24 protein-coding genes and 1 pseudogene are annotated in these 24,481 nt (G+C 61.4%); 17 read left to right on the top strand and 8 right to left on the bottom strand.

Annotated elements, in window-relative coordinates; translation table 11 throughout:
• Nucleotides 1-3: 3 nt before the first annotated feature.
• Nucleotides 4-1,278, top strand: coding sequence for an adenosylmethionine--8-amino-7-oxononanoate transaminase (gene bioA / locus WE862_RS11255; RefSeq protein WP_042032534.1), 1,275 nt, complete (start codon nt 4-6; stop codon nt 1,276-1,278).
• Nucleotides 1,279-1,455: 177 nt separating this feature from the next.
• Nucleotides 1,456-2,289 (top strand): HAMP domain-containing protein, encoded by an 834-nt coding sequence (locus WE862_RS11250; RefSeq protein WP_042032532.1) that lies wholly within the window; start codon nt 1,456-1,458, stop codon nt 2,287-2,289.
• Here WE862_RS11250 and WE862_RS11245 read toward each other — a convergent pair.
• Complete coding sequence (locus WE862_RS11245) at nt 2,286-2,627, bottom strand: hypothetical protein (protein WP_042032531.1); 342 nt, start codon at nt 2,625-2,627, stop codon at nt 2,286-2,288. The genes WE862_RS11250 and WE862_RS11245 overlap by 4 nt on opposite strands.
• Before the next feature lie 187 nt (nt 2,628-2,814).
• On the opposite strand from WE862_RS11245, the gene asnS reads away from it, so the two are divergent.
• The 4 genes from asnS to WE862_RS11225 all read left to right on the top strand — a co-directional run bounded on the left by asnS (nt 2,815) and on the right by WE862_RS11225 (nt 7,589).
• Entirely contained in the window at nt 2,815-4,215 is a 1,401-nt protein-coding gene (asnS, locus tag WE862_RS11240; RefSeq protein ID WP_042032530.1) for an asparagine--tRNA ligase, read from the top strand.
• Nucleotides 4,216-4,324: 109 nt separating this feature from the next.
• Entirely contained in the window at nt 4,325-5,065 is a 741-nt protein-coding gene (locus tag WE862_RS11235) for a substrate-binding periplasmic protein (RefSeq protein ID WP_041208382.1), read from the top strand.
• Nucleotides 5,066-5,453: 388 nt separating this feature from the next.
• The gene (locus tag WE862_RS11230) at nt 5,454-6,797 is read left to right on the top strand and encodes an anaerobic C4-dicarboxylate transporter (protein ID WP_339058616.1); all 1,344 of its coding nucleotides are present in this window, start codon (nt 5,454-5,456) and stop codon (nt 6,795-6,797) included.
• A gap of 135 nt (nt 6,798-6,932) precedes the next feature.
• A complete protein-coding gene (locus WE862_RS11225) occupies nt 6,933-7,589 on the top strand; it encodes a hypothetical protein (RefSeq protein WP_042032529.1) in 657 nt (218 codons plus the stop codon).
• A 91-nt stretch (nt 7,590-7,680) separates the two neighbouring features.
• Here the strand turns inward: WE862_RS11225 and WE862_RS11220 are convergent, their stop codons facing one another.
• Both WE862_RS11220 and dcuC read right to left on the bottom strand, forming a co-directional pair.
• On the bottom strand, nt 7,681-8,820 hold the full coding sequence (locus tag WE862_RS11220; protein ID WP_198493512.1) for a M20 family metallopeptidase: 1,140 nt from the start codon (nt 8,818-8,820) through the stop codon (nt 7,681-7,683).
• Nucleotides 8,821-8,959: 139 nt separating this feature from the next.
• On the bottom strand, nt 8,960-10,336 hold the full coding sequence (gene dcuC / locus WE862_RS11215) for a C4-dicarboxylate transporter DcuC (protein WP_042032525.1): 1,377 nt from the start codon (nt 10,334-10,336) through the stop codon (nt 8,960-8,962).
• 284 nt (nt 10,337-10,620) lie between these two features.
• On the opposite strand from dcuC, the gene WE862_RS11210 reads away from it, so the two are divergent.
• From WE862_RS11210 to WE862_RS11175, 8 genes and pseudogenes are all read left to right on the top strand, one after another.
• Nucleotides 10,621-10,935 (top strand): hypothetical protein, encoded by a 315-nt coding sequence (locus WE862_RS11210; RefSeq protein WP_033112827.1) that lies wholly within the window; start codon nt 10,621-10,623, stop codon nt 10,933-10,935.
• A 229-nt stretch (nt 10,936-11,164) separates the two neighbouring features.
• A complete protein-coding gene (locus WE862_RS11205; RefSeq protein WP_033112826.1) occupies nt 11,165-11,515 on the top strand; it encodes an ArsC family reductase in 351 nt (116 codons plus the stop codon).
• Nucleotides 11,516-11,534: 19 nt separating this feature from the next.
• Nucleotides 11,535-12,662: a succinyl-diaminopimelate desuccinylase gene (dapE, locus tag WE862_RS11200; RefSeq protein WP_042032523.1), complete on the top strand. Its 1,128-nt coding sequence runs from the start codon at nt 11,535-11,537 to the stop codon at nt 12,660-12,662.
• On the top strand, nt 12,659-13,363 hold the full coding sequence (locus WE862_RS11195; protein ID WP_042032521.1) for a M15 family metallopeptidase: 705 nt from the start codon (nt 12,659-12,661) through the stop codon (nt 13,361-13,363). The genes dapE and WE862_RS11195 overlap by 4 nt, the downstream gene beginning before the upstream one ends.
• The gene (locus WE862_RS11190) at nt 13,360-13,506 is read left to right on the top strand and encodes a hypothetical protein (protein ID WP_104015276.1); all 147 of its coding nucleotides are present in this window, start codon (nt 13,360-13,362) and stop codon (nt 13,504-13,506) included. The genes WE862_RS11195 and WE862_RS11190 overlap by 4 nt, the downstream gene beginning before the upstream one ends.
• Before the next feature lie 267 nt (nt 13,507-13,773).
• A pseudogene (locus WE862_RS11185) lies at nt 13,774-15,501 on the top strand (potassium/proton antiporter).
• 44 nt (nt 15,502-15,545) lie between these two features.
• Nucleotides 15,546-16,649 (top strand): beta-N-acetylglucosaminidase domain-containing protein, encoded by a 1,104-nt coding sequence (locus WE862_RS11180; protein ID WP_042032518.1) that lies wholly within the window; start codon nt 15,546-15,548, stop codon nt 16,647-16,649.
• 29 nt (nt 16,650-16,678) lie between these two features.
• Nucleotides 16,679-17,887: a cation:proton antiporter gene (locus WE862_RS11175; RefSeq protein ID WP_042032516.1), complete on the top strand. Its 1,209-nt coding sequence runs from the start codon at nt 16,679-16,681 to the stop codon at nt 17,885-17,887.
• A 74-nt stretch (nt 17,888-17,961) separates the two neighbouring features.
• On the opposite strand, the gene WE862_RS11170 is transcribed toward WE862_RS11175, so the two are convergent.
• The gene (locus WE862_RS11170; protein ID WP_042032514.1) at nt 17,962-18,594 is read right to left on the bottom strand and encodes a LysE family translocator; all 633 of its coding nucleotides are present in this window, start codon (nt 18,592-18,594) and stop codon (nt 17,962-17,964) included.
• A gap of 219 nt (nt 18,595-18,813) precedes the next feature.
• Between WE862_RS11170 and WE862_RS11165 the strand changes: the two genes are divergently transcribed.
• Nucleotides 18,814-20,436, top strand: a complete 1,623-nt coding sequence (locus tag WE862_RS11165) for a methyl-accepting chemotaxis protein (protein ID WP_042032512.1) — start codon at nt 18,814-18,816, stop codon at nt 20,434-20,436.
• A gap of 264 nt (nt 20,437-20,700) precedes the next feature.
• Here WE862_RS11165 and WE862_RS11160 read toward each other — a convergent pair whose 3' ends face one another.
• A complete protein-coding gene (locus WE862_RS11160) occupies nt 20,701-21,195 on the bottom strand; it encodes a hypothetical protein (RefSeq protein ID WP_042032510.1) in 495 nt (164 codons plus the stop codon).
• Between the two features lie 264 nt (nt 21,196-21,459).
• Between WE862_RS11160 and WE862_RS11155 the strand changes: the two genes are divergently transcribed.
• Entirely contained in the window at nt 21,460-21,990 is a 531-nt protein-coding gene (locus tag WE862_RS11155; protein ID WP_042032508.1) for a DUF1523 family protein, read from the top strand.
• On the top strand, nt 21,987-22,283 hold the full coding sequence (locus WE862_RS11150) for a winged helix-turn-helix domain-containing protein (protein ID WP_005337957.1): 297 nt from the start codon (nt 21,987-21,989) through the stop codon (nt 22,281-22,283). Before WE862_RS11155 ends, WE862_RS11150 begins: the two co-directional genes overlap by 4 nt.
• A gap of 202 nt (nt 22,284-22,485) precedes the next feature.
• On the opposite strand, the gene WE862_RS11145 is transcribed toward WE862_RS11150, so the two are convergent.
• From WE862_RS11145 to WE862_RS21365, 3 genes are all read right to left on the bottom strand, one after another.
• Nucleotides 22,486-22,953 (bottom strand): hypothetical protein, encoded by a 468-nt coding sequence (locus tag WE862_RS11145; protein ID WP_042032507.1) that lies wholly within the window; start codon nt 22,951-22,953, stop codon nt 22,486-22,488.
• Between the two features lie 33 nt (nt 22,954-22,986).
• Nucleotides 22,987-23,922: a pyrimidine-specific ribonucleoside hydrolase RihA gene (gene rihA / locus WE862_RS11140; protein WP_042032505.1), complete on the bottom strand. Its 936-nt coding sequence runs from the start codon at nt 23,920-23,922 to the stop codon at nt 22,987-22,989.
• A gap of 119 nt (nt 23,923-24,041) precedes the next feature.
• Nucleotides 24,042-24,446, bottom strand: a complete 405-nt coding sequence (locus WE862_RS21365) for a GNAT family N-acetyltransferase (protein ID WP_082035506.1) — start codon at nt 24,444-24,446, stop codon at nt 24,042-24,044.
• Nucleotides 24,447-24,481: the final 35 nt, after the last annotated feature.

The following is a 24,481-nucleotide window of genomic DNA, read 5'->3' as shown; positions in this document are numbered from 1 at the left end:
CAAATGACCAACCAAGAATTTGACCTGCACCATGTGTGGCACCCCTACACCTCTCTCACTCACCCCCTGCCCTGCTATGAAGTGGCCAGCGCCAAGGGGGTGAAGATCAGCCTCAGCGATGGCCGTGAACTGGTGGATGGCATGAGCTCATGGTGGGCTTGCGTGCACGGCTATCAGGTGCCGGAACTGGACGCCGCCGCCACCGCCCAGCTCGGCAAGATGTCCCACGTGATGTTTGGCGGCCTCACCCACGCCCCGGCGGTCGAGCTCTGCCGCAAGCTGGTGGAGATCACTCCGAAGGGGCTGGATCGAGTCTTTCTGGCCGATTCCGGCTCGGTGGCAGTGGAAGTGGCGCTCAAGATGGCGCAGCAGTACTGGCACGCCAAAGGGACGCCCAGAGCCAAATTTGTCGCCCTGCGCAGCGGCTATCACGGCGACACCTTCGGTGCCATGAGCGTCTGCGACCCGGATGGCGGCATGCACGAGCTCTACAAGGGATTCCTGCCCGAGCACTATTTTGTCCAAGCGCCCAGCTGTCGCTTCCACGCCGAGTGGGACGAGCAGTGCGTGGTGGAGCTGGCCGCACTCATGGCGGATCATCACGAGGAGATCGCCGCCATCGTGCTTGAGCCCATCGTGCAAGGGGCTGGCGGCATGCGCTTCTACCATCCCCGCTACCTGCAGTGGGTACGAGCCCTGTGCGACGAATTCGGCGTGCTGCTCATCGCCGACGAAATAGCCACCGGCTTTGGCCGCACCGGCCAGCTGTTTGCCTGCGACTGGGCCGGCATCACTCCCGACATCATGTGTCTGGGCAAGGCGCTCACCGGCGGCTACCTCACCCTCTCGGCAACCCTCACCACCGAGCATGTCGCCCGCACCATCTGTGACGGCAAGGCGGGCGTCTTTATGCACGGTCCCACCTTTATGGGCAATCCGCTTGCCTGCGCGGTGGCCAACGCCTCCATCGAGTTGCTGCTCGCCTCGCCGTGGCAGGAGCGGGTGCGCGCCATCGAACACCAGCTGCGTACCGAGCTGGTGGAGCTGACCCTCAACCCGGCGGTCGCGGATGTACGGGTGCTCGGCGCCATCGGGGTGGTGGAGATGAAGGAGCGGGTGGACGTGGCGCGCATCCAGCGCAAGTTTGTCGAACTGGGCGCCTGGATCCGCCCCTTTGGCAAGCTGGTCTACCTCATGCCCCCCTTCGTTATCACCCCCGAAGAGCTGCGGGTGTTGACCGGTGCCATCAGCCAGGCGATTGCCGAGGGCGAGTTTTAAACATCATCGCGGGTGGCCTCACCGGCCGCCCGTCTGTGGCATCCCCATTTGATATATAAAGAGGGCAAGTTTATGCACCTCACACCCCGTTCACTTGCCGGAATGTGAGCAAAACACCAGACCTGAGGCGCCAAGAGGGGTAGACTGCTGCGGTTTTACCATCAAGAAAGATTGCTCATGCGCCTCTCCATTGCTGCCAAAATCAACTTTTTCCTGCTCTTCATCTTCTCTATGGTACTGGTCTTCTCCGCCGCCTATCAGGCGGTGCGCGAGCGCGATCTCATCCTGAGCCTCATCAAGGAGCAGAGTCAGGAGCAGACCGAAGCCTACTTCGACGGCCTCAACATGCTGATGCTGACCGGCAAGATGGATGCCCGCGACACCCTGCGCGCCAAGTTTCTCGAGCACGCTCATGTGGAGGATGCCCGCATCGTCCGTGGCGACGCGGTAAGCAAACAGTTCGGGCCGGGGCGCCCAGCAGAGCAGGGCAAGGATGACTATGACCAGCTGGCGCTGGCGGGCAAAGGGAGCCTGGAGGTGGTGCACAACGGCATGCACAGCCGGCTGGTAGTGACCCGTCCGCTGCTGGCCAAGAAGGATTTTCGCGGCACAGACTGCACCAGCTGCCATCTGGTGCCGGAGAATACCGTGCTCGGCGCCGTCCGTTTTGATTACTCTCTCGACTCCCTCTTTACCCGGGTCGAGCAGAATATCCTCACCTCGGCGCTGATCCTCACCGGCATCTTCGGGCTGGGGCTGCTGCTGACCCTCTGGGTCATCCGCACCTGGATCGTCCGCCCCCTCAACCAGCTGACCCGCTCGATGGAAGAAGCCACCGACATGCATGACTTCGGCCACCGGCTGGAGGGGGACGATGGTGACGAGATTGGCCGGCTGGCGCTGGCCTACAACCAGATGCTCGACAGCGTGGAGCGCCAGCTTGGCAAGCGTCCCGTTTGCAGCAAGCGGGATCATGAACAGACCCGTACTACGGGCCAACCAGAAGACTAGAGATAGTAGAAGAGCAGGCTGGCGATAAGGATAAGCAGGAGGATCGCCAGATGGACGTGGCGGGCATCCTCCCGGCGGCGATGACGCTTGCGGCCAACAAATAGCGCCACCAGGGTGAGCAGACAGCAACCCCAAAGCCCGTGCAGCAGCCAGGGGGTAAAAACCGGATCCCATCCGGCCCGCACGCTCTCGCCGCCATAGACCAGAAAACCGTAAGCTCGTTCGGGACGGGCGTGGTGATAAATAGAGAGCAGCACGATAAAGCCACCCCAGCAGAGCAGTACCAGCCCCTGCAACAGCCGTGTCAGCCAATCGGGCCCCTTCCGCCGATCTTTCACTCGCCTCTCCTGCCCCGCGACCCCATATCGGGTGAACCATGCCGAAAACCCCACCAGGGTCCGACATTTTTGCTTGTTTATCAAACCCGCGCGGGTAAGATTAACGGCTTAGTCTGCCATCATGGGCCAATGATTGCCCGGGCCAGACCCATAGCGCTGCAAAGAACAAGCTGGAGACAATATTTCGATGACGCACGCATCCGTAGTTGATGTGCTGACCGGTAAACATGCGGTTGGCACCACCCTGACTGTACGAGGGTGGATCCGGACTCGCCGTGATTCCAAGGCGGGGATCTCATTTTTGGCCATTTCCGATGGCTCCTGTTTCCATCCGGTACAGGCCGTCGTCCCCAATACCCTGGCCAATTACGAGAATGAAGTGCAGCGTCTGACCACAGCTTGCTCCGTGGAAGTGACTGGCGTCGTGACCGAATCTCAGGGCAGCGGCCAGGCGTTCGAACTGCAGGCCACCGAAGTCAAGGTTGTCGGCTGGGTCGAAGATCCGGACACCTACCCGATGGCCGCCAAGCGCCACAGCATCGAGTATCTGCGTGAACAGGCTCACCTGCGCCCGCGCACCAACATCGTTGGCGCCGTGACCCGGGTTCGTCACTGCCTGGCTCAGGCCATCCACCGCTTCTTCCACGAAGAGGGTTTTGTCTGGGTAGCGACCCCGCTCATCACCGCCTCTGACACCGAAGGTGCCGGCGAGATGTTCCGCGTCTCTACCCTGGATATGGAAAACCTGCCGCGCACCGACGCCGGCAAGGTGGACTACAACGAAGATTTCTTCGGCAAAGAGGCCTTCCTGACCGTATCCGGCCAGCTGAACGCCGAAACCTATGCCTGTGCCCTCTCCAAGGTCTACACCTTCGGCCCGACCTTCCGCGCCGAAAACTCCAACACCAGCCGTCACCTGGCCGAGTTCTGGATGGTGGAGCCGGAAGTGGCCTTCAACAATCTGGAAGATAACGCCGCGCTGGCCGAAGCCATGCTGAAGTACGTCTTCAACGCCGTACTGACCGAGCGTCGCGACGATCTGGAGTTCTTTGCCCAGCACGTGGACAAGGATGCCATCGGTCGTCTGGAGCGTTTCGTCTCCTCCGACTTCGCCCAGATCGACTACACCGACGCCATCGAAGTGCTGCAGAACTGCGGCAAGAAGTTCGAGTTCCCGGTCTCCTGGGGTATCGACCTCTCCTCCGAGCACGAGCGCTATCTGGCCGAGGAGCACTTCAAGTCTCCGGTAGTCGTGAAGAACTACCCGAAAGATATCAAGGCCTTCTACATGCGCCTCAACGACGACGGCAAGACCGTTGCCGCGATGGACGTACTGGCTCCGGGGATCGGCGAGATCATCGGTGGCTCCCAGCGTGAAGAGCGTCTGGAGGTGCTGGATGCCCGCCTGGCCGAGATGGGCCTGAAGCAGGAAGATTACTGGTGGTATCGCGACCTGCGTCGCTACGGCACCGTACCGCACTCCGGTTTCGGTCTGGGCTTCGAACGTCTGGTGGTCTACGTGACCGGTATGGGCAACGTCCGCGACGTGATCCCCTTCCCGCGTACCCCGCGTACCGCCGAGTTCTGATAACGACAACCTGTCGCACAGATCTGAAAAGCCGACCTTCGGGTCGGCTTTTTTATTGCCCGCTTTATGGCGATACTCAGGATCAATCGGCACAAGGGATCTGTAGCCCATGGGATATCGTCTGCTTCTGTTACTGTTACTGCTCTCTCCCCTGCGGCTTATGGCCGAAACCGTCCGCCTGACCACGCTGGAGTGGCCCCCGTTTACCACCCAAAGCCTGCCCGATGGCGGCCTCACCGGCCATATCGTCAAGCGCGTCTTTGCCGAGGCGGGGCTGGAGGTGGAGTTCGATTTTTTCTCCTGGCAGCGGACGGTGTGGCTCGCCTCCGATCCGGCCCACGGCTATATCGGCTACTTCCCCGAGTATCTAGCCGACAACCAGAGCGACAAGTGGCGTATCTCCGCCAGCGTGGGGGACAGCGTGCTGGGTCTGGCGCAGAAGGCGGGCAAGCCCATCCCCTGGCAACGGCTTGAGGATCTGGTACCCTACCGGATCGGCGTGGTGGCGGGTTACGTCAACACCCGGGAATTTGACGCCATGATGGCGAGCCAGCAGCTCCACACCTTTGCCGTGGATGGCGATCACCTCAACCTGCGCAAGCTGCAGCGCGACCGGCTCGACCTCGCCGTCATCGACCGGGATGTCTTCTATTGGCTGATCCGCCACGATGACAAGCTCCATCCCGAGCAGCTCCAGTTCAATCCGAAGATCCTCGAGCACAAGAGCCTGCACATCATGTTCCGCCCCGACCAGCAGGCATTGCAGCAGCGGGTGGACAAGGCGCTGGCCAGACTCGATATCCAGAAACTGAGCGAGGAGTACCAGCGCCGCTATCTGGCCGATAAATAAGGACTCTTTCGGAATGAGCGGCAAAAGGCCGCCACTGCCGAAAAAAACATCCGAAGAGCCCCCTTTTTACCCCTCTTGTCCTCCTGCCAACCATCCGCAACCAGTTTTCATTTGTCTCCCTTCCTCCATGCTTTTGCACCACCCTATCGGGCAAGATGCCCCTGCTTAAGGGATGGCAACCGGATGAAAAAATGATGGATTTGTTATTAGGTGGTTTTTAAGTGGTTTAATCAAAAATTCATCGAGTTATTGAAGTAACTCAATTTTTTCACTTTTGCAGGGGAGCAAAATAATAACTAACCCTTTTGGGCTAATTAAAAACAGACAATGACAATTCATGGTTCAGGCTACCCGCGGCAACATGGGTTGAATCACACGAGGTAATGGAATGATCTTGATGGAATTTTTGGTGGTACTCGGCTGCTTGCTGCTCGGTACCCGCTTTGGGGGCATGGGGCTTGGTCTCATCAGTGGTATCGGTCTCTTCCTGCTGACCTTCGTTTTCGGTCTGGTGCCGGGCGAACCGCCGGTGCAGGTAATGCTGACCATTCTGGCGGTGATCGGTTGTGCCGCCACCCTGCAGACTGCCGGCGGTCTCAACCTGATGATGCAGGTAGCCGAGCGTCTGCTGCGCCGTCACCCGCAATACATCACTATCCTGGCACCGCTCACCACCTGGACCCTCACCTTCCTGTGCGGTACCGGCCACGTGGTCTACACCATGTTCCCCATCATCGCCGACATCGCGCTGCAGAAGAACATCCGTCCCGAGCGCCCGATGGCTGTCGCCTCCGTTGCCTCCCAGATGGCGATCTGCGCCTCGCCGGTATCGGTTGCCGTAGTCTCCATGGTCTCCATTCTGGCGGCTGGCCACGGTATCGGTCAGGCCTATGGTCTGCTCGACATCCTGATGGTCGCCATCCCCTCCTCCCTGACCGGCGTTATCGTGGCGGCCCTGTGGAGCCTGCGTCGCGGCAAGGATCTGGACAAGGACGAGGAGTTCCAGGCCAAGATCCAGGATCCGGAGCAGCGCGCCTTCATCTACGGTGGTGGCGAGACCCTGCTCAACACCAAATTCCCGAAAGAGGCCTACTGGTCTACCTGGATCTTCTTCGCCGCCATCGCTGCCGTGGTGCTGCTGGGTGCCGATGAGGCGCTGCGCCCCGTCTTCACCATCAAGGACAAGACTGGCCCGCTCTCCATGAACCTGGTGATCCAGATGATGATGCTGATCGCCGGTGCCATCATCCTGATGCGCTGCAAGGTCAAGCCGGGCGAGATCGCCAACGGCGCCGTCTTCAAGGCGGGCATGGTCGCCATCTTCTCCGTATTCGGGGTTGCCTGGATGAGCGAAACCTTCTTCCAGGCCCACATGCCGCTGCTCAAAGAGACCCTGGCCCACGTGGTACAGGCCCAGCCCTGGGCCTACGCGCTGGTGCTGTTCCTTATCTCCAAGCTGGTGAACAGCCAGGCCGCGGCCCTCACCGCCATCGCCCCCATGGGTCTGGCACTGGGTGTGGAGCCGAAACTGCTGATCGCCTTCCTGCCGGCGAGCTACGGCTACTTCGTGCTGCCGACCTACCCGAGCGACCTGGCCTGTATCGGTTTCGACCGATCCGGTACCACCCGCATCGGCAAGTTCATCATCAACCACAGCTTCATCATTCCGGGGCTGATCGGGGTGGTGACCTCCTGCTCGCTGGGCTTTATCCTGACCAGCATCCTGCTCTGACCGGCGCTCCCTGTTCAATCACTGCCACAGGCCCCCGCACGGGGGCCTGTGCTTTGGTGGCGCACACCATACCGCTTTGCCAACCGCCCGCACTCTGGGTAGCATGGCCCCTCTTTTCTTTGCGGAATCTTCCCCATGTCTCGCGTCATCGTACTCTGGAGCGGCGGCAAGGATGCCATGCAGGCCCTCTGCCATGCCCGTGAAGCGGGCCATCAGGTGGTGGCACTGGCTACCTTTGCCCCCCCTGCCCCCCGCTTTCTGGCCCATCCCCTGTCGCAAGTACGTCGACAGGCGGCGGCCCTCGCGCTGCCCCATCTGCTGGTCACCATAGAGGCGCCGTTCGATCTCGGTTATGAGCGGGCGCTGGCCAAGCTCAAGGAGGAGTGGCAACTCGATGGGGTGGTCACCGGCGATATCGACAGCGTGGGCGGCGCGCCTAACTGGATCCGCGAGCGCTGTCGCCCGCTTGGTCTCACCGTGCATACACCGCTCTGGCAACTCTCCCGCGAGGCTCTGCTGGCGGATCTGCTGGCCCGCGGCATCGTCGCCCACCTCTCCTGCGTCGATACCAAAGTGTTGGCCTCCGAGTGGGTGGGACGCACGCTGGATGCGGCCACCCTGGCCGAGTTGCAGCAGCTGGCAGCAACCCGGGGCTTCGATGCCTGCGGCGAGCAGGGGGAGTACCACACCATGGTGACCGACGGCCCGGGCTTTGCGGCGCCGCTGGTGCTCGGCCACTGGCAGCTTGCCCGTCAGGAACAACTTGCCTATCTGCTGGAGGATGAGGGGTAGCGGCGCAGCGCTGTTCGATGTCTCTGCACCGGTACGGCAGATAAAAAACGGGAGGCGATGGCCTCCCGTTTTGCTTGTCTTTGACGCCGACCTATTTGGCCAGCTTGCCCAGCACCCGCTGCAGCAGGCGGATGCGCGGCTCGATGCTATCGAGCAGCAGGAATTCCGCCTCCGAGTGGAAACCGCCGCCCATGGGGCCGAAACCATCCAGCGACGGCACACCCGCCGCTGCGGTAAAGTTGGCATCCGAGCCGCCACCGGCCTCCAGCCAGTTGAAGGTGATCCCCTCCTCCTTGGCTGCCGCCTCCACCAGCGCCATCACGGCCTCGGTGTCGCCACTCGGGCGCATCGCCGGCTTGAAGGTCTGGCGATCCACCTCGACCCGACAGCCCGCAAGGAAGGGGTTGTTGGCCATAAAGGTGAGCCGCTCGTGCACCGCTGCCGCCTCTGCATTGCTCCAGAAGCGCAGATCGACGATCGCCTCGGCAAAGTCGGGCACCACGTTGACGCCGGTGCCGCCCTGTACCACGCCGACGTTCATGGTGGTGCCGGTCTCCATATTGACCTGCTCGTTGATGGCCAGCACCCAATGCGCGAGTTCGGTGATGGCGGAGACCCCTTCGGTCAGCGCCGAACCAGCGTGGGAGGCCTTGCCGTGGAAGGTAATACGGTACTTGGCATTGCCCTTGCGGGCGCTGATGAGATCCCCATTGGGACGGGCTGCTTCGGCCACCAGCACGCAGCCGCTCTGCCTGGCTTTTTCCACCAGCCAATCTTTGGACCAGGGGGAGCCAATCTCCTCGTCGCAGTTGCAGCAGACCAGCACCCTGAGCTTGGCCAGCTGCGCCGGATCCATCTCTTTCAGGGCATACCAGGTGGAGAGCAGGCCGCTCTTCATGTCCGAGACGCCCGGGCCAAAGGCCTGATTGCCTGCAATCTTGAGCGGGCGCTTGGCCGCCGTCCCCTCGGGGAAGACGGTATCCATGTGGCCCACCAGCATCACGTCGTAGTGATCGGCCCCCGGGGCATTGGTTGCCTCGAGGCAGGGGCCACACTCGGCGGCGAACTGGTGGCGGGTCACCTGCCAGCCGATGGCCTCATATTTCTCGGTCATGATGTCGGCCACTTTGGCCACCCCGGCCGGGGTGCGGGTGCCGCAATCGAGGTTGATGAGCGGGGCCAGATCGGCCAGATAGGTATCGAGGGAAAACGGGCGCGTGAGGTTGGTCATTATCTTCTCCATGAAACAATCTGCGATAAAAGCAGCTTGTTTTTGCAACAATGCGGAACGGCGGGCTGTTACACCCGCCTTGCCAACAGCGGTCGACCAGCCCGAACCGGGTGGCCGACCGCCCTGTAAACCACAGCTTTTACATGAACAGCAGATAGTTGAGGGTCAGCGCCGTCACCAGCGCCCCCGCCATGGGCACGCAGGTGCGCTTGACCACCACGAAGGGGGAGACCTTGGCGATGCCCGCACAGGCGATCAGCACCGCCGCAATCGGGGAGACGGTGCGGCCGATACTGGAGGCGAGCTGCATCGGCAGCAGCATGGTCACCGCAGGTACGCCGAATTTGGCCGCCACGGCAGGTGCCAGAGTCGAGAAGCTGAGGAACGCCGCGTTGCCAGAACCCATGATCACCGCCGCCACCATGATGAGGCCCACCATCACCAGGGTCATCAGGCCGCTGCCGATGCCAGCATTGCTGGCTGAATGCAGCAGGGTATCGATGGCGCCGATGGCTTTGAGGGATTCGGCAAACAGCTCGGCACAGACGATCAGCGCCACTACCGGGCCAAACACCTTGCCCATGCCGTCGAGGAAGCTGGAGAGCCCGGCGAAGGCGGTGCGCACCGAGCGGGTTCGCAGCAGCTCACACAACATGCCGATAAAGACCGACAGCAGCATCGCCACTTCCACACTGACGCTGATGGTGGTCACCAGCAGTTTGGAGAAGGTCATCATCAGCACGAAGGGGATGATAGGCAGCAGGGCATACCAGGTGGGCGCCGCTACCGCGTCGGTGCCCTGCTCGTCCAGCTCGGCGTGTTCGCCGCGATGCTGGGCCGGATCCCAGCCATCCTTGCGGTCACAGTGGCGCTGCCAGAAGAAGTGCAGCACCATGGTCACCAGCAGCATGGGGGCCACCAGCCAGATCTGGTAGTCAACGAAATAGCTGGTCGGATCCATGCCGGACTGGCCGGCGGAGAAGATGGCGTTGGTCTGGGTCGGGCCAATCTCGAACGCCTGGGAGGTGGCGATGACGCCACAGGCGGAGGCCGGACTGATACCGAGGTTGCGCATCACCGGATACATGGTGACCATCAACAGCAGACCAAGGCCGGTGGCGGAGGTAACGAACAGGGAGACAAAGACCGCCACCAGATAGCAGATGGAGAGCATCAGGTAGCTGGACTGAATGCCTGCCACCGGTTTGACCGCCACCCGCACCAGCGCCTGGGAGGCACCGATATGGGACATGTAGGTAGCAAAGCCGGCCACCGCCATGATGGTGAGGCCGAGGCCCGCCGCACGGTAGGAGAAGATCCCCTTGAACACTTCGAACAGATCGAACAGGGCGAAGCCGGTGCTCTTGTCAGCGGGCAGAATGGGGTGCAATCCCAGCCAGTAGGCCAGGGTGAAAATGGCCATACCGGCCAATGCCAGCACCGCCTGCGGGTTGTAATCCTTGATGATGCCGTAGACCACGGCAACCAGTACGAGCAAGACGAAGACGAGTTCCAATATTCACTCCTGATAAATTTATCGAAGAGCGAAATCTAGTGATCTGACCAGAACTTGCCTTTGATCCCCATCAATAAAGGGGCCATCACCACTATCAGACAGCATAATATGTCGAGCAGGTAACACTTTTTCATCATTCACACTACCGAGAACCGTTTTACACGGTTTAATCGGGAATTGTGTAACGCGACTCCCCTCTTTTTTGCGTTGGATCAACATAAGCAGCCCCCGAAGCGGCCAAGATGCGCATCGACAAGAGCGACCATTTCGCGCCGGAGAGAGTTATGACAAACCAAGCCACCGCAGGTGTCTCGACCTGCGATTATCAGCTGTGGGATATCCTCGTCGAGTCTGCAAAGGAACGCACCACCATTCGTTACTCCAAACTGGCCAAACTGGCCGGACTGGAGCAGCGTCAGGACGAACTGCGCACCCTGCTGCAGCGTGTTCGCATGTACTGCACCGAAAACCATCTGCCAATCCTCTCCGCCATCGTGGTGGACGATGTGGGCAAATACAGCGGCCTCTCCTCCAGTCTGCCCGACGCCCCCTGGGAACGCGCCCGGGTCTTTGATCACCCCTGGCATCCGCTGCACTGATACCAGCTGCCCCCGGCAGCACAGAAGAGATACTCTTCTGCCTCTCCAGAGCGCGCCACCCGGCGCGTTCTGGCTATCTGGCTCCCCGCGTTTCCTCCTCTCGCCCCTTCCGACGGTGCCATCAGCGTTGCCATGGGATCGCCACAATGCCAGAATCGGGCCCTTGCACTCTGTTGATTCGGATTTTCGGGCGCGGCCACGGCCAGCGCCCACAAGAGAAGGACTCCCCATGGCCACCACCCTCTATGGCATCAAGAACTGCGACACCATCAAGAAAGCCCGCAAGTGGCTGGATGAAGCCGGCATCGACTACCGCTTTCACGACCACCGCGCCGATGGCCTGAACCCGGACGATCTCGACCGCTGGCTGGCCAAGCTCGGCTGGGAAGCGCTGCTCAACAGCCGCGGCACCACCTTCCGCGCTCTGCCGGATGAGGCCAAACAGGGGCTCGACACCGCCAAGGCGCGCGCCCTGCTGCTGGAGCACCCGGCGATGATCAAGCGCCCGCTGCTGGATCGTGACGGCGAGCTGACCCTGGGTTTCAAGGCCGATCACTACCAATCCCTCTTCTCCCGTTAAGGACAACTAAGGACAACTGATGTCGGATGTCATCGCACTGGCCAAGGATCTGATCCGCCGCCCCTCCGTTACCCCGCTGGATGAAGGGTGCCAGACCCTGATGGCGGAGCGCCTCGCCAAACTCGGCTTTGTTATCGAGCCCATGGTATTTGAAGACACCACCAACCTCTGGGCCCGCCGTGGCAGCGAGGGGCCGCTCTTCTGCTTCGCCGGTCACACCGACGTGGTGCCTGCCGGCCCGCTGGACAAATGGCACACCCCGCCGTTCGAGCCGACCATCCGGGATGGCGTGCTCTACGGCCGTGGCGCCGCCGACATGAAGGGCTCGCTGGCAGCCATGGTGGTGGCGGTCGAGCGCTTTGTGGCCGAGCATCCGGATCACACCGGGTCGATCGCCTTCCTTATCACCTCCGATGAGGAGGGGCCCTTTATCAATGGCACCACCCGGGTGATCGACACCCTGGAAGCGCGTAACGAGAAGATCACCTGGTGCATCGTCGGCGAGCCCTCCTCCACCGCCGTGGTCGGGGATGTGGTGAAAAATGGCCGCCGCGGCTCCATCACCGGCGATCTGCTGGTGCGCGGGGTGCAGGGCCATGTCGCCTATCCCCATCTGGCGGACAACCCCATTCACAAAGCCGCGCCAGCGCTGGCTGAACTCGCCGCCACCGTGTGGGATGAGGGCAACGCCTACTTCCCCCCCACCAGCTTCCAGATCGCCAACATTCAGGCGGGTACCGGCGCCTCCAACGTCATTCCCGGCGAACTGCACGTCCAGTTCAACTTCCGCTTCAGCACCGAACTGACCGACCTGGATATCCGCGAGCGGGTCGAGGCGCTGCTGGATAGACACGGTCTCGATTACCAGCTGAACTGGACCCTCTCCGGCCAGCCGTTCCTCACCGATACCGGCAAACTGCTGGCGGCGGCGGTCTCTGCCATCGAGGCGGTCAATGGCCAGCAGCCAGCCCTGCTCACCACCGGCGGCACCTCCGACGGGCGCTTTATCGCCCCCACCGGCGCCGAAGTGATCGAACTCGGCCCGGTCAACGCCACCATCCACAAGGTGAACGAGTGCGTGAAGGCGGACGATCTGGATCTTCTGGCCGACATGTACCAAGGGGTGCTGGAGCGACTGCTGGCATGACACAGGAACAGCTGATGGGGCTCGACGAGAGCCACCTTATTGTGGTGGGGCGCGGCCCCCACCGCCTGACCCCGGCGGCGGCAGCCTCCTTCAACGACATGCAGGTGGCCGCCGCCCACGCCGGTTTCAACCTGCAACCTGCCTCCAGCTGGCGCGGTTTTGATCGCCAGCTCGCCATCTGGAATGGCAAGTGGCGCGGCGAGCGACCGCTGCTCGATGCCAACTGTCAGCCCATCGATGCCCTGCAACTCGGCGAGGAGGAGCGGCTGCACGCTATTTTGCGCTGGAGCGCCCTGCCCGGCACCAGTCGCCACCACTGGGGCACCGATCTCGACATCTATGACCCGGACTGCCTGCCGGCAGACACCAAACTGGCGCTGGAGCCCTGGGAGTATGAAGCCGGGGGCTGGTTTGCCGACTTGAGCGAGTGGCTCACCGACCATATGGGGGATTTCGGTTTCTTCCTGCCTTACGCCAAACCGGTCGGCGCAGGCAGTGGCGTCGCCTACGAGCCGTGGCACATCAGCTTCGCCCCCGAAGCGGGCGAGCAGCAGCTCGACCCGGCTGTGCTGGCACTTTGCCTGCAACAGGCGGATATTGAAGGCAAGGCGACCATTCTGGCCAATCTGGACAAGATCCTGGCTCGTTACGTCACCTTGCCATCCACTGAATTGCCCTGCGATGAAAGGAGTAGCACATGAATCTCTGGCTCTGGATAGGGCTGCCACTGCTCTTTCTGCTCGGGCTGTTTCTCAACGCCATCAAAGACATGAAACGGCTGGAGAAGCAGTTGCCCAAATACAAGGACAAGATCCGTGAAGTGAAGGACGATGACGACGACTGAGTCGTGCCATCCGGGGAGCACCAGTGTGCTCCCTTCTCTTTTTCTCCTGTTTATCTCCTCCCCTTGCCGCTACTCCCCCGGCGTCAGGTTTCCATCTGACCATCACTGCCAACATCCCCTCTCACCCACTCTGCGGGGTCAGAAGATGGCGCGCGAGTGGTGAAAAAATGTCAAAAGATGCAAATTAATGCACGATTAAACCACACAAGGGGGTCTTAAGTGCATATAATGTGCCTACTTTGCCGTTAGTCAGAAAGGAGTTCGCCCTTGGATGCCGTGACCATCAACAGTTTCTTTTTTGTCGGTGCCCTGTTGGTTGGAGCCAGTGTCCTGCTAAGCGCGCTCTCTTCCCGTCTCGGTATTCCCATTCTGGTCATCTTCCTCGCCGTCGGTATGCTGGCGGGGGAAGATGGCCCCGGCGGCATCCACTTCGCCGACTACTCCATCGCCTATCTGGTGGGCAACCTGGCGCTGGCCATCATCCTGCTCGACGGCGGCATGCGCACCCGGGTCTCCTCATTCCGGGTGGCGCTCTGGCCAGCCCTGTCGCTGGCAACGGTCGGGGTAGCCATCACCACCGGCCTGACCGGGCTCGCTGCCGCCTGGCTGTTTGACCTCAACCTGATGCAGGGGATGCTGATCGGCGCCATCGTCGGCTCCACCGATGCGGCGGCAGTCTTCTCCCTGCTCGGCGGGCGCAGCCTCAACGAGCGGGTGAGCGCGACGCTGGAGATAGAATCGGGCAGCAACGACCCCATGGCGGTCTTTCTCACCGTCACCCTGATCGAGGTGCTGGCCAGCAGCCAGCAGGATCTCAACGCCGGTTTTCTGCTGCTGCAGCTCATCAAACAGTTCGGCCTTGGTGCCGGGATCGGCCTTGCCGGTGGCTGGCTGCTGTGGCGGCTGATCAACACCGCCCGCCTGGCTCCTGGTCTCTACCCACTGCTCACAGTGAGCGGCGGCCTGCTCATCTTCGCCCTCACCACAGCGGTGGGTGGCAGCGGCATCCTCGCCATCTATCTCACCGGTCTGTTGCTCGGCAACCTCTCCCTGCGCAGTCGCAGCACTACCTTGTCGGTGCTGGATGGCCTGACCTGGCTCAGCCAGATCGGCATGTTTCTGGTGCTGGGGCTGCTCGCCTCGCCCCACAAGCTGCTGCCCATCGCCCTGCCGGCACTGGCGCTGGCGATGTGGATGATCCTCTTTGCCCGCCCCATCTCGGTCTGGATCGGGCTGCTGCCGTTCAAGAACTTTGCCCCGCGCGAACGCTGGTTTATCTCCTGGGTTGGCCTGCGCGGCGCGGTGCCCATCATTCTGGCGGTATTCCCCATGATGGCGGGGCTGCCCAACGCCCAGCTCTACTTCAACGTCGCCTTCTTCGTGGTGCTGGTCTCGCTGATTTTGCAGGGCAGCTCGCTGCCGCTGGCCTCAAAACTGGCGCGGGTGGAAGTACCGGCCCCACCGTCCCCCATCAACCGCTCGGGGCTCGAGATCGATCTCGACAGCCAGTGGGAGACCTTCGTCTACCAGCTGGGGGAAGAGAAGTGGTGCATCGGCTCGCCGCTGCGGGATCTGCGCATGCCTGCCGGCACCCGGGTCAGCGCCCTGTTTCGCGGCCGCGAGCTGCTCCACCCCTCGGGTAGTACCTGCCTGCAGGCGGACGATATCCTCTGCGTCATCGGCCATGAGCGCGATCTGCCCGCCCTTGGCCAGCTCTTTAGCCAGGCGCCGGAGCAGGATCTCGGCCCGCGCTTCTTCGGTGACTTCCAGCTGGATGCCGCGGCGCGACTGGTGGATCTCGCCCCTATCTACGGGCTGGATGTGAGCGAGGTGGCGGATCAGACACTGGGCGATTTTATTGCCAGCCAGCTTGGCGATAATCTGGTAGTCGGTGACAACATCGAGTGGCAGGGCCTGATCTGAACCGTGGCCGAAATGGATGAGAGCATTCCCGTCAAGATCGGGGTTCGTTTTCAGGAAGAGGATCCGGTCTAGACGACCGGCCCGTATCAAGTCCCCCAGCAAGAAGGGAGAGAGTTATGCCATATCAGAGTTTGCAGTCCGGTCTGCTGCCCCCCTCTGCCAATCTGGGGGTGATCGAGGGCTTTTTTGGCAAGGGATGGAGCTGGCAGGCCCGTGCCCGCTACGCCCAGTGGCTGCCGCGCCACGGTTACGGCTTCTATATCTACGCCCCGAAAGAGGATGGCTATCTGCGCAAGCACTGGGCCCTCCCCTGGCCCGAGCAGCAGCTGGCGGATCTCGCCGAACTGGCACGCCAGTGCCGCGCCAACGGGCTCGCCTTCGGGGTGGGCTTGAGCCCCATGGGGGCGCATCACGACTATGATCGCAAGCGCCCGGCGCTGCTCGAGAAGGTGCGCCTTATCGACGAAGTGCTGCAACCCGACATTCTGGCAGTGCTGTTTGACGACATGAAGGGGGATACCCCGGACCTGGCCCGGCACCAGCTCACCATCGCCCACGACATTGCGGCCCACAGCAAGGCGAGCCGCCTCATCTTCTGCCCCAGCTACTACTCGACCGATCCGGTGCTGGAGAAGGTGTTCGGCGCCATGCCACCCCGCTATCTGGAGGAGATTGGCGAGCAGCTCGACCGCCGCTTCGAGATCTTCTGGACCGGCCCCAAGGTCTGCTCGACCGAGTATCCGGCAGCACACCTCAAACAAGTGACCGAACTGCTCGGCCGCAAACCCTTCCTGTGGGACAACTACCCGGTCAACGATGGCAGCAAGGCGAGCAGCTACCTCTATCTGCGCGCCTTCGAAAACCGCCCTGCCGAGCTGGCGGATCAGCTCTCCGGCCATGCGGTCAACCCGATGAAGCAGGCGGCGCTCTCCGCCCTGCCGCTCGCCACCCTGCCGATGAGCTACAAGCTCGGCAAGCAGTATGATCCCGACAAGGCGCTGCACGCCTCCCTCAACGCCACCTGCGGCCCGCAGATCTCGGCGATGATTGAGGCCGACCTGCCGCTGTTTCAGGATCTGGGGCTGGCCCGGCTCACTCCCGAGCAGATTGCCACCCTCAAGGCGCGCTACCTGCCGTTTCGCGATCAGGCTTGCGTCGATGAAATCGTGCGCTGGCTGGACGGCGAGTATGTGTTCGACCCGGACTGCCTGACCGATTAAACCGCCCCCAAGGGCAGAAAGGAGGTTGTATGGATGCACACCTGCTTTACCAGAACCTGGCGGTGATCGCCGCCTTTTTACTGCTCTACAGCCTGATCGCGGGGCGCTTCGAGTCAAAACTGATCAACGGCCCCCTGCTCTTTCTGCTGAGTGGCTGGCTGCTGGGGCCGGGAGGGCTGGAACTTGTCTCCCTCTCCATCGACAGCGCCGGCATCAAGCTGCTGGCAGAGCTGACTTTGGTGATCGTGCTGTTCAACGATGCCGCCAACACCAACTGGCAGGTGCTGCTGGCCAACCGCCAGCTCCCCATCCGGCTGCTGCTGATCGGCCTCCCCCTCACCCTGCTCTGTGGCGCCCTGTTTGGTCACTGGCTCTTCCCTGACCTGCCGCTCCTGGAGATGGCCATCCTCTCCACCATTCTTGCCCCCACCGATGCGGCGCTCGGCAAGGCGGTGGTGAGCAACCCGGCGGTACCGGCACCACTGCGCGAAGGGCTCAATCAGGAGAGTGGCCTCAACGACGGCATCTGCGTGCCTGTGCTGCTCCTGCTGCTCGCTCTTATCGCCCCCACCGAGGAGCACACCGGCACTGCAGCGCTGGCCATCACCCTGATGCTGGAGGAGATCGGTATCGGTCTTTTGGTCGCCTTCGTGCTGACCGTCCTCACCGTCCGGCTGCTGAAAGTCTCCTATCTCAACGGCTGGCAACTGCCGCTCTGGCGTCAGCTCACCATGCCCGGGCTGGCCCTGCTCTGCTTTGCGCTGGCCCAGACTCTCGGTGGCAGCGGTTTTATCGCCGCCTTCGTCGGTGGTTTGCTGATGGGACGGCGCCTTGGCGAGCACAAACACGCCTATATGGATAGCTGCGAGGGGTATGGCGATCTGCTCTCGGTGGTGATCTGGATGGTGTTTGGCGCCACCCTGATGCCCATCCTGCCGGAGCTGCTGCACTGGCAGTTCTGGCTCTATGCGGCAGCCAGCCTCACCCTGCTGCGGATGGTGCCGGTCTGGCTGAGCCTCATCGGTACCGGCCTCAAGCCGGAGCTCAAGCTCTTTATCGGCTGGTTCGGGCCGCGTGGGCTTGCCAGCATCGTCTTTGCGGTGATGGTGCTGCAAAACGAGCCGGCCCTTATCGGCCAGCGCCCCATCATCGCCACCGTGCTCTGCACCATCATCCTGAGCGTCATCCTGCATGGCCTCACCGCCAACCCCTGGGTCGAGCGTTTCAAGTCCCGCTGAGCCACTTTGCTTTCATAAAAAAATGCCACCTTGCGGTGGCATTTTTCTTTGGTGGCATGGGTCACTGACGGCTCTTACCCGAGCGCCAGCCAGCCCCCCACTCCCAGCATCAGGGTACCGGCGATGCGGTTCATCAGGGTGACGTTGCCGCTCTTGGCGAGGAAGTGGCGCAGGGTGCGACCGCCGCTGGCGTAGAGCAGCAGGCAGGAAAACTCGATGACCAAAATCAGCGCCACCAATGCGGTGATCTGCGGCGCCATCGGTCGGCTGGCCGAGATAAAGGGGGGGAGCAGGGAGATCATGAAGGCCCACCCCTTGGGGTTGGCAATGGCAGTGACAAAGCCCTGCAGCGCCAGCCCCATGGGGCTGCTCTGCTGCCCGGCCGCGAGATCGGCCGGAATAGCCATCTTCCCCTTGGCCTGCCACATCTGGATGCCGAGCCAGATGAGATAGGCACCGCCCACATATTTGAAGGCGGCGAAGATAGCCGGGTAGTTGAGCATGATGGCCGCCACCCCGATCACCGAGAGCACCGACACCAGCCCGACGCCGATCAGCTCGCCCCACATCATGTGCAGGGTGCGGCGCACGCCAAGGCTCATCCCCAGCGTCATCGCCAGAGTCATGCACATGCCGGGGGTGACGGAGACAAAGAAGAAAGTGGGGATAAAGAGCGCCAGAATGGCCGGATCAATCCAGCTGGACACGACAAACCTCCATGGCAAAACAGGGTAGCAAACGAGGATCAGGCTGCGGTAAACGGCGCCGGAATGTTATTTGAGCAAGCCTGTCATCTTGCCCATCCCGCGCTTTTCAGACAAGAAAAAACCTTTGCTTTCAGCATATTTCAGCAAGAAAAGGCTGTGACACCCCCTGTCGCGGCTGTGTAAGATAGCGCCTCCTTCATTTTCGGGGTTACGTCTCATATGTCATTGAATAATCTATCAATAAGAATTCAGGTACTGATACCGCTGCTGCTGGCCAGCCTGCTGATGATGGTGATGATTGCCATCAGCAAACAGGGTCTGGACGAAGCCATTAGTGACATAGATGAGACGACCCAGAGCGTGGTGCGCAACAAGGACGACATTGCCAGGCTGATCCACGCCACCTACCGGCTGCGCACCAGCGCCATCTACGGCCTCTACGACGCGGCCCAGTTTGCCGCCCTGCCCGCCAACCTCAACAGTGCCGAGCAGGAGATCACCACCATTCTCGGCCGTCTGGTGATCCCGGGCGCTGAGCAGGATAACCGTCAGGTGGCCGCAGCCCTGCAGGCCTACCTTGGCCACACCCGCAACAACATGCTGCCGCTGCTGACCCAAAAGCATCAGGGGGGTGGCGATGCCGCAGCATATGAGGCCGCCCGCCTCCAGTTCCGCGAGCTGGGCGAACAGCTCATCAAAGAGATCGACACCATGTCGGCCCACATCAACCAGCTGACCCAGAGCGAGCTGGCGCAGGAGCAGGCCCACTACCATGCCACCCTGCTGCGCACCCTGCTGCTCACGGCCGTCGCCCTGCTGGCGGCACTGCTGTGTGGCTGGTGGCTCTCCGGCCGCATCGTCAGCCCCATCGGCCAGCTGCAGAGCGTGATGCACGCCGTCGCGCAGGGTCGCTTCAACGTCCGCGCCAGGGTCGAGGGTGACAACGAACTGGCCCAGCTGGCCAAGGATATCAACCTCACTCTGGGGCAGCTTGGCAGCACCATCGAAACCCTGACCGGCATCAGCAACAACGTCGCCTCCGCTGCGACCGAGCTGGCCGCCGTGATGACCCAGGCTGAAGCCAACGCCCAGCAGCAGCGCGGCGAAATTGAGCAGGTTGCCTCCGCGGTGACCGAGCTCTCCAGCACGGCCGACAACGTCAACCACAACGCCGCCGTGGCCGACGAGCTGGCCCGCGATGCCAACAGCCGGGTTGAGCAGGGGCTCGCCCTGTTTGGCGAGAGCATTGCCGCCAACAGCCGGATGGCGGGTAGTCTGGAAGATGCCGCCGCCATCGTCGCTCGCCTCAAGACCCAGTCCGAGCAGATCGGCAAGGTGATTGAAGTGATTCAGGGGATCTCCGAGCAGACCAACCTGCTGGCCCTCAACGCGGCCATCGAGGCGGCCCGTGCCGGCGAAACCGGGCGCGGTTTTGCCGTCGTCGCCGACGAGGTGCGGATGCTGGCGGCCAGAACCCAGGCCTCCACCAAGGAGATCCAGGCCATCATCGAGCAGTTGCAAAGCCAGTCCCAATCCGCCAATCAGGGGGTTCAGGAGACGCTGGAGATCCTCGAGAACAACCAGCGCCTCTCCGCGCAGGTACAGGATCTGCTGAGCGGTATCACGGGTGCGGTGCGCCAGATCAACGACGCCAACGCCCAGGTGGCCACCGCCGCCGAGGAGCAGTCCTGCGTCACTGCCGACATCAACCGCAACATCACCAACATCCACGAGATCGTGAGCCAGAGCTCCGCCGGTATCAGCCAGAGTGCCAGCGCCAGCCATGAACTGTCGGATCTGGCCGAGCAGCAGCGCAAGCAGCTCTCTCACTTCCAGCTCTGACACGCGGCCTGAAAGATAAAAAGAGGCCTTCGCAGGCCTCTAGATAGCAATAAAGCCCCTTATTTTATAAATAAGGGGCTTTATTTATTCGGCCACTCCGGATGCCGTTCAGAGGTCATTTACACAGGAAAAACGAGCCGGGGGGCACACAGGGGCCCCCTCCGATCTGCGCCAGCGCTATCGCTCCTGAGGGAGGCACAATGTGAAGCTTGAGTGGCAATGGGTTGCCGCCTGACGGCAACTGTCTCACTCAACCTTCCCGACTTATGCCTGCACGTTGACCTGCTGCTCTTCATCACCACGCTCTTTGCGCCGCTCGGCGGCCTCTTGCAGCAGCGCCTCACGCTCCTTGTCGAGATCAGCCAGCATCCGCTGTTTCTCCTTGATGCTCAGCTCGGGATTATTTGAGATCTCCTCCTTGGCCTGTGCAATCTTGTCGAGCTTCTCCTTGTCCACGCCCAGACGCTGTGCCACCAGGCTATCCCTTGCAATACGAGTCAAGCCGCTCTGCGGACCGGCCGCACTGCCCGAAGAGGAGCTCTCTGTGGTGGAGAGCCCCCCTTGGGCAGTGAAGGCTGCTGTACTCATCACGCCCTGACGGGAGTAGGTCAGTGGCGTGGCGGCTCCGGAGAGGGTTACCCGCTCCCGGCTTGCCTGAGCATCACTGCCCGCCACGGTGCCCACAGGGGTATCCAATACCGGCTGCACACTCTTGCTATTGACGGGATAGGGTTGGCCTACCCGATTGTTGATGATCATCTCGACCTCCTGGACTCCATACGAAACCAATCATGCAGCCAATATTCAGCAATAACCGTGCCCATTCACTCCGGTGTCCTGCGTGACGAGCGCATACGCCCGGCAGGTAAGCCCGGACAAGGTTGCCGGATGGTGGCGAGAAGGCAGATAGAAGGTGGTTGTTTTAAACGCCATTTTTTGGCCATTGGTGTCATAAGGGGCTGGGCTGCGGGGGCAAATGTGAGTATGGTAGAGGCACGTCACTCCCCCTCACGTGAGACCATCATGAGCCTGAGATTCAAGAAACCCGCTTTTATCGCCCTGGGGCTCATTGCCCTCGTTTCCGCCACCTGGCTCGACTACTACCTGCCGGAACACACCATCGCCACCATCACCGGGGTTGAGGTGAAGCGCACCGACAAGGATGGCCCCATCAGCCAGAAGAACCCGGCTGACGGCCCCACTACCGATGTTTACTACATCTATACCGAGCGCACCGGCGAGAAGATCCGGGTGTTCCGCAACGAGGATACCGAGTGGGGCTGGCCCTTCTACTTCAAGTTCAACGCCGCCGACGTACAGGCCAAGGCCAAGTCGATGGAGTTTGAAAAACGGCTCGCCATCATCACCTCCTACGGCTGGCGCATCAATATGCTCTCCATGTTCCCCAACGTCACCAAGATCGAGAGCACCGAGCCTGACGCCTCCACTTGGAGCTTCTTCCGCTGGTTCTGGTTCGGCATCTGGGCACTGGTGATGGGCAAAGCAGCCATCGCGACCTGGCGCTACTTCGATCGTCTCGAGGACGAGCTATGAGCGAGCCGAGCAAGACCCGCACCAGCTTCTACCGGCGGCTCTATGTCGCTTGGCTGATAAGCCAGGGCACGGATACGGTGCCAGCCATCATGGAGGCGACCGGCATGCCGCGCCGCACCGCGCAGGATACCCTGACGGCGCTGGCCGAACTCGATATCAGCTGCGCCTTCGAGCAGACCGAGGGGGCTCGCCACCTGCAGGGGCACTACCGCATCAGCGACTGGGGTCCCATCAATCCGGCGTGGATCAAGGCCCAGCTGCCGCTTATCAAAGAGACGCTGAGCTATCCCTGAAATGACGTCGAGTCAGGCCTGCGACTGGGGAACCCTATTGCAATCCGGCGTGGATCAAGGCCCAGCTGCAGCTTATCAAGGAGACGCTGAGCTATCCCTGATCCGGGAACCGCTCTGCAATCACACTCTGCTTTAAATTAAAGAGGGACCAGCCGACAAGGCTGGCTCCTCTATTTTATTGCTGATGGTGTGGCAGGTCGCCCTACTCGGGCATGGCCGAATCCTGCAACTCCTCGTCAGACTCCCCCTTGGTGCAATCGATGATGGAGCGCTTGGGGTTGTTCGGATCGCGCAGCAGCAGGGGCGCCAACCCCTCGTCATGCTTCTGCTCGTCGCCAAACTCGCTGCCGTAGGCGTTGTGAGTCAACCGGCGGGCATTGGCGATGGGGGTATCGACAAAGAGAGCATGCACTTCGAAGCTGGAAGCGGGCACGATAAAACCGACCACCGGCAGGCCGTGCAGCTCCTCGTGCACCTTGTACCAGGCAAAGCCGTCGCTCACCTTGTAGGGGGTGTAGTTGGCCAGTTGTAGATTGGCGGGCCTGCCCGTCTCATCCACATAGAGATCGGTAAATTCACAGGTCGCCAGCCCCTGCCACATCCGCTCGAATGGCGTCGCACAGCCTGTCAGTTGCAACCCGGCCAGCAGCACCAAGCCTCTCTTCCACATTCCCCGCCCCTTCTTGCAAAAATGAACCGGCGCTCAGTCAAACGCCCGCAGCCGCGTCACCAGCAGATCGATAAAGCCCGGACGATCCAGCCCCAACAATACCAGCGCATTGGCTGGCTTGCCGGTCAGACCATAACGATCCACCACCGTCATCCCCACGGTATGCTCCCCGCTGGTCTCGATATCGACCCGGCACTCGACCCCGTGGAACAGCTCGGGAGCCAGCAACCAGGCAATGGTACAGGGGTCGTGCAGCGGCGCGCCAGCAAATCCCCACTTGGGATCCCGATGGTAGATCATGAAAAAGTCGAGCAGCCCGGCCACACACTGGGCCACCGGATTGGTGATGGCGCGCACCCGCTCGATATCCTCGTCCATCACCTGCGCCTCGTGGGTCACATCAAGGCCACACATGGTGATGGGGATACCCGACTTAAAGACCATATCGGCCGCTTCCGGGTCCACATAAATATTGAATTCCGCCGCAGGCGTCCAGTTGCCAGCCCCTGCGGTGCCCCCCATCAAGACAATGCGGGCAATCTTGGGTTTGAGCTCGGGATGTGCCGCCAACAGCAGGGCGACATTGGTGAGCGGTCCAGTCGGCACCAGGGTCACGGGCTGCGGGCTCTCGCGCAGACATTTGGCCATCAACTCGATCCCCGTCATCCCCTGCGGCGCAAAGGCGGGATCCGGCAGTTTGGGGCCATCGAGGCCCGATTCGCCATGGACGTTGTCGGCGATGATCAACTCGCGGGCCAGCGGTTTCGGCGCCCCCGCCGCCACCAGAATATCGTCCCGCCCCAGCAAGGTGAGGATGCGCAGGGCATTGTTGAGGGTCTTGTCCGGCGTCTGGTTGCCCGCGCTGGTGGTAACTGCCAACACGTCAAGTTCTGGGCTGGCCAGCGCCAGAATCAGGGCGATGGCGTCGTCGTGGCCGGGATCACAATCGAGAATAACGGGCAGTGCCATGGAGAGGGTCCTTACAACATAGGGGTGGATAAGGGGCCGGATTTAGCCGATCCCGAGCGAGCGATTTGAACCATTTGTTAGGCCATGGGCTTCGAGTTGAACGCAGATGATGAATAGAACTATGAGCTAACAAGTATTTTTTCCATCATCCTCGGATCGTTTGGCATTGATGCATATCCTTGTCTGATGTACCACGAAACTAGCCAGCTAGAGTCGATCGTGCGATCAAAAGGGTGGGGCTCAAGCCGAATAGATGTACAGCAAAGGCTTTTGGCTAGCGCTTCTGAGTACGCAAGTAAACTGCGACCGGCCCCTTGACCTCGATACTCAGGAAGAACAAGTATTTCGTAGATGAAGCCATTCTTCTGATCGCTCCAATCTTCGTAGCAAAGAAAACCAACCTCGCATTCATCTATTTTTGCAATGTAATTCCTCGACCTTCCGTTTTGCGCGCGTTCTGCACGCTCGCGGAGCATTGAGTGCGAAATAAGGTCAGGTTTTTTACTTTCGGTGATGGATAGCACTCGCGCTCCAGATGTGAGATTGGCCTAACAGGGAG

Origin of the sequence: Aeromonas jandaei (genome assembly GCF_037890695.1) — a bacterium.
GTDB classification, from domain to species: Bacteria; Pseudomonadota; Gammaproteobacteria; order Enterobacterales; family Aeromonadaceae; genus Aeromonas; species Aeromonas jandaei.
This window is presented reverse-complemented; position numbering and strand designations above follow the sequence as displayed.

Excerpts from the sequence above, each read along its gene's own strand:
- WE862_RS11175 (WP_042032516.1), top strand. The coding sequence starts at position 16,679 with ATGGATGCACACCTGCTTTACCAGAACCTGGCGGTGATCGCCGCCTTT.
- asnS (WP_042032530.1), top strand. The coding sequence starts at position 2,815 with ATGACGCACGCATCCGTAGTTGATGTGCTGACCGGTAAACATGCGGTT.
- WE862_RS11150 (WP_005337957.1), top strand. The coding sequence starts at position 21,987 with ATGAGCGAGCCGAGCAAGACCCGCACCAGCTTCTACCGGCGGCTCTAT.
- WE862_RS11205 (WP_033112826.1), top strand. The coding sequence starts at position 11,165 with ATGGCCACCACCCTCTATGGCATCAAGAACTGCGACACCATCAAGAAA.
- WE862_RS11195 (WP_042032521.1), top strand. The coding sequence starts at position 12,659 with ATGACACAGGAACAGCTGATGGGGCTCGACGAGAGCCACCTTATTGTG.
- WE862_RS11145 (WP_042032507.1), bottom strand. The coding sequence starts at position 22,953 with ATGTGGAAGAGAGGCTTGGTGCTGCTGGCCGGGTTGCAACTGACAGGC.
- WE862_RS11160 (WP_042032510.1), bottom strand. The coding sequence starts at position 21,195 with ATGATCATCAACAATCGGGTAGGCCAACCCTATCCCGTCAATAGCAAG.
- WE862_RS11155 (WP_042032508.1), top strand. The coding sequence starts at position 21,460 with ATGAGCCTGAGATTCAAGAAACCCGCTTTTATCGCCCTGGGGCTCATT.
- WE862_RS11250 (WP_042032532.1), top strand. The coding sequence starts at position 1,456 with ATGCGCCTCTCCATTGCTGCCAAAATCAACTTTTTCCTGCTCTTCATC.
- WE862_RS11190 (WP_104015276.1), top strand. The coding sequence starts at position 13,360 with ATGAATCTCTGGCTCTGGATAGGGCTGCCACTGCTCTTTCTGCTCGGG.
- WE862_RS11165 (WP_042032512.1), top strand. The coding sequence starts at position 18,814 with ATGTCATTGAATAATCTATCAATAAGAATTCAGGTACTGATACCGCTG.
- bioA (WP_042032534.1), top strand. The coding sequence starts at position 4 with ATGACCAACCAAGAATTTGACCTGCACCATGTGTGGCACCCCTACACC.
- dapE (WP_042032523.1), top strand. The coding sequence starts at position 11,535 with ATGTCGGATGTCATCGCACTGGCCAAGGATCTGATCCGCCGCCCCTCC.
- WE862_RS11235 (WP_041208382.1), top strand. The coding sequence starts at position 4,325 with ATGGGATATCGTCTGCTTCTGTTACTGTTACTGCTCTCTCCCCTGCGG.
- WE862_RS11220 (WP_198493512.1), bottom strand. The coding sequence starts at position 8,820 with ATGACCAACCTCACGCGCCCGTTTTCCCTCGATACCTATCTGGCCGAT.
- WE862_RS11210 (WP_033112827.1), top strand. The coding sequence starts at position 10,621 with ATGACAAACCAAGCCACCGCAGGTGTCTCGACCTGCGATTATCAGCTG.
- WE862_RS11225 (WP_042032529.1), top strand. The coding sequence starts at position 6,933 with ATGTCTCGCGTCATCGTACTCTGGAGCGGCGGCAAGGATGCCATGCAG.
- rihA (WP_042032505.1), bottom strand. The coding sequence starts at position 23,922 with ATGGCACTGCCCGTTATTCTCGATTGTGATCCCGGCCACGACGACGCC.
- WE862_RS11180 (WP_042032518.1), top strand. The coding sequence starts at position 15,546 with ATGCCATATCAGAGTTTGCAGTCCGGTCTGCTGCCCCCCTCTGCCAAT.
- WE862_RS11230 (WP_339058616.1), top strand. The coding sequence starts at position 5,454 with ATGATCTTGATGGAATTTTTGGTGGTACTCGGCTGCTTGCTGCTCGGT.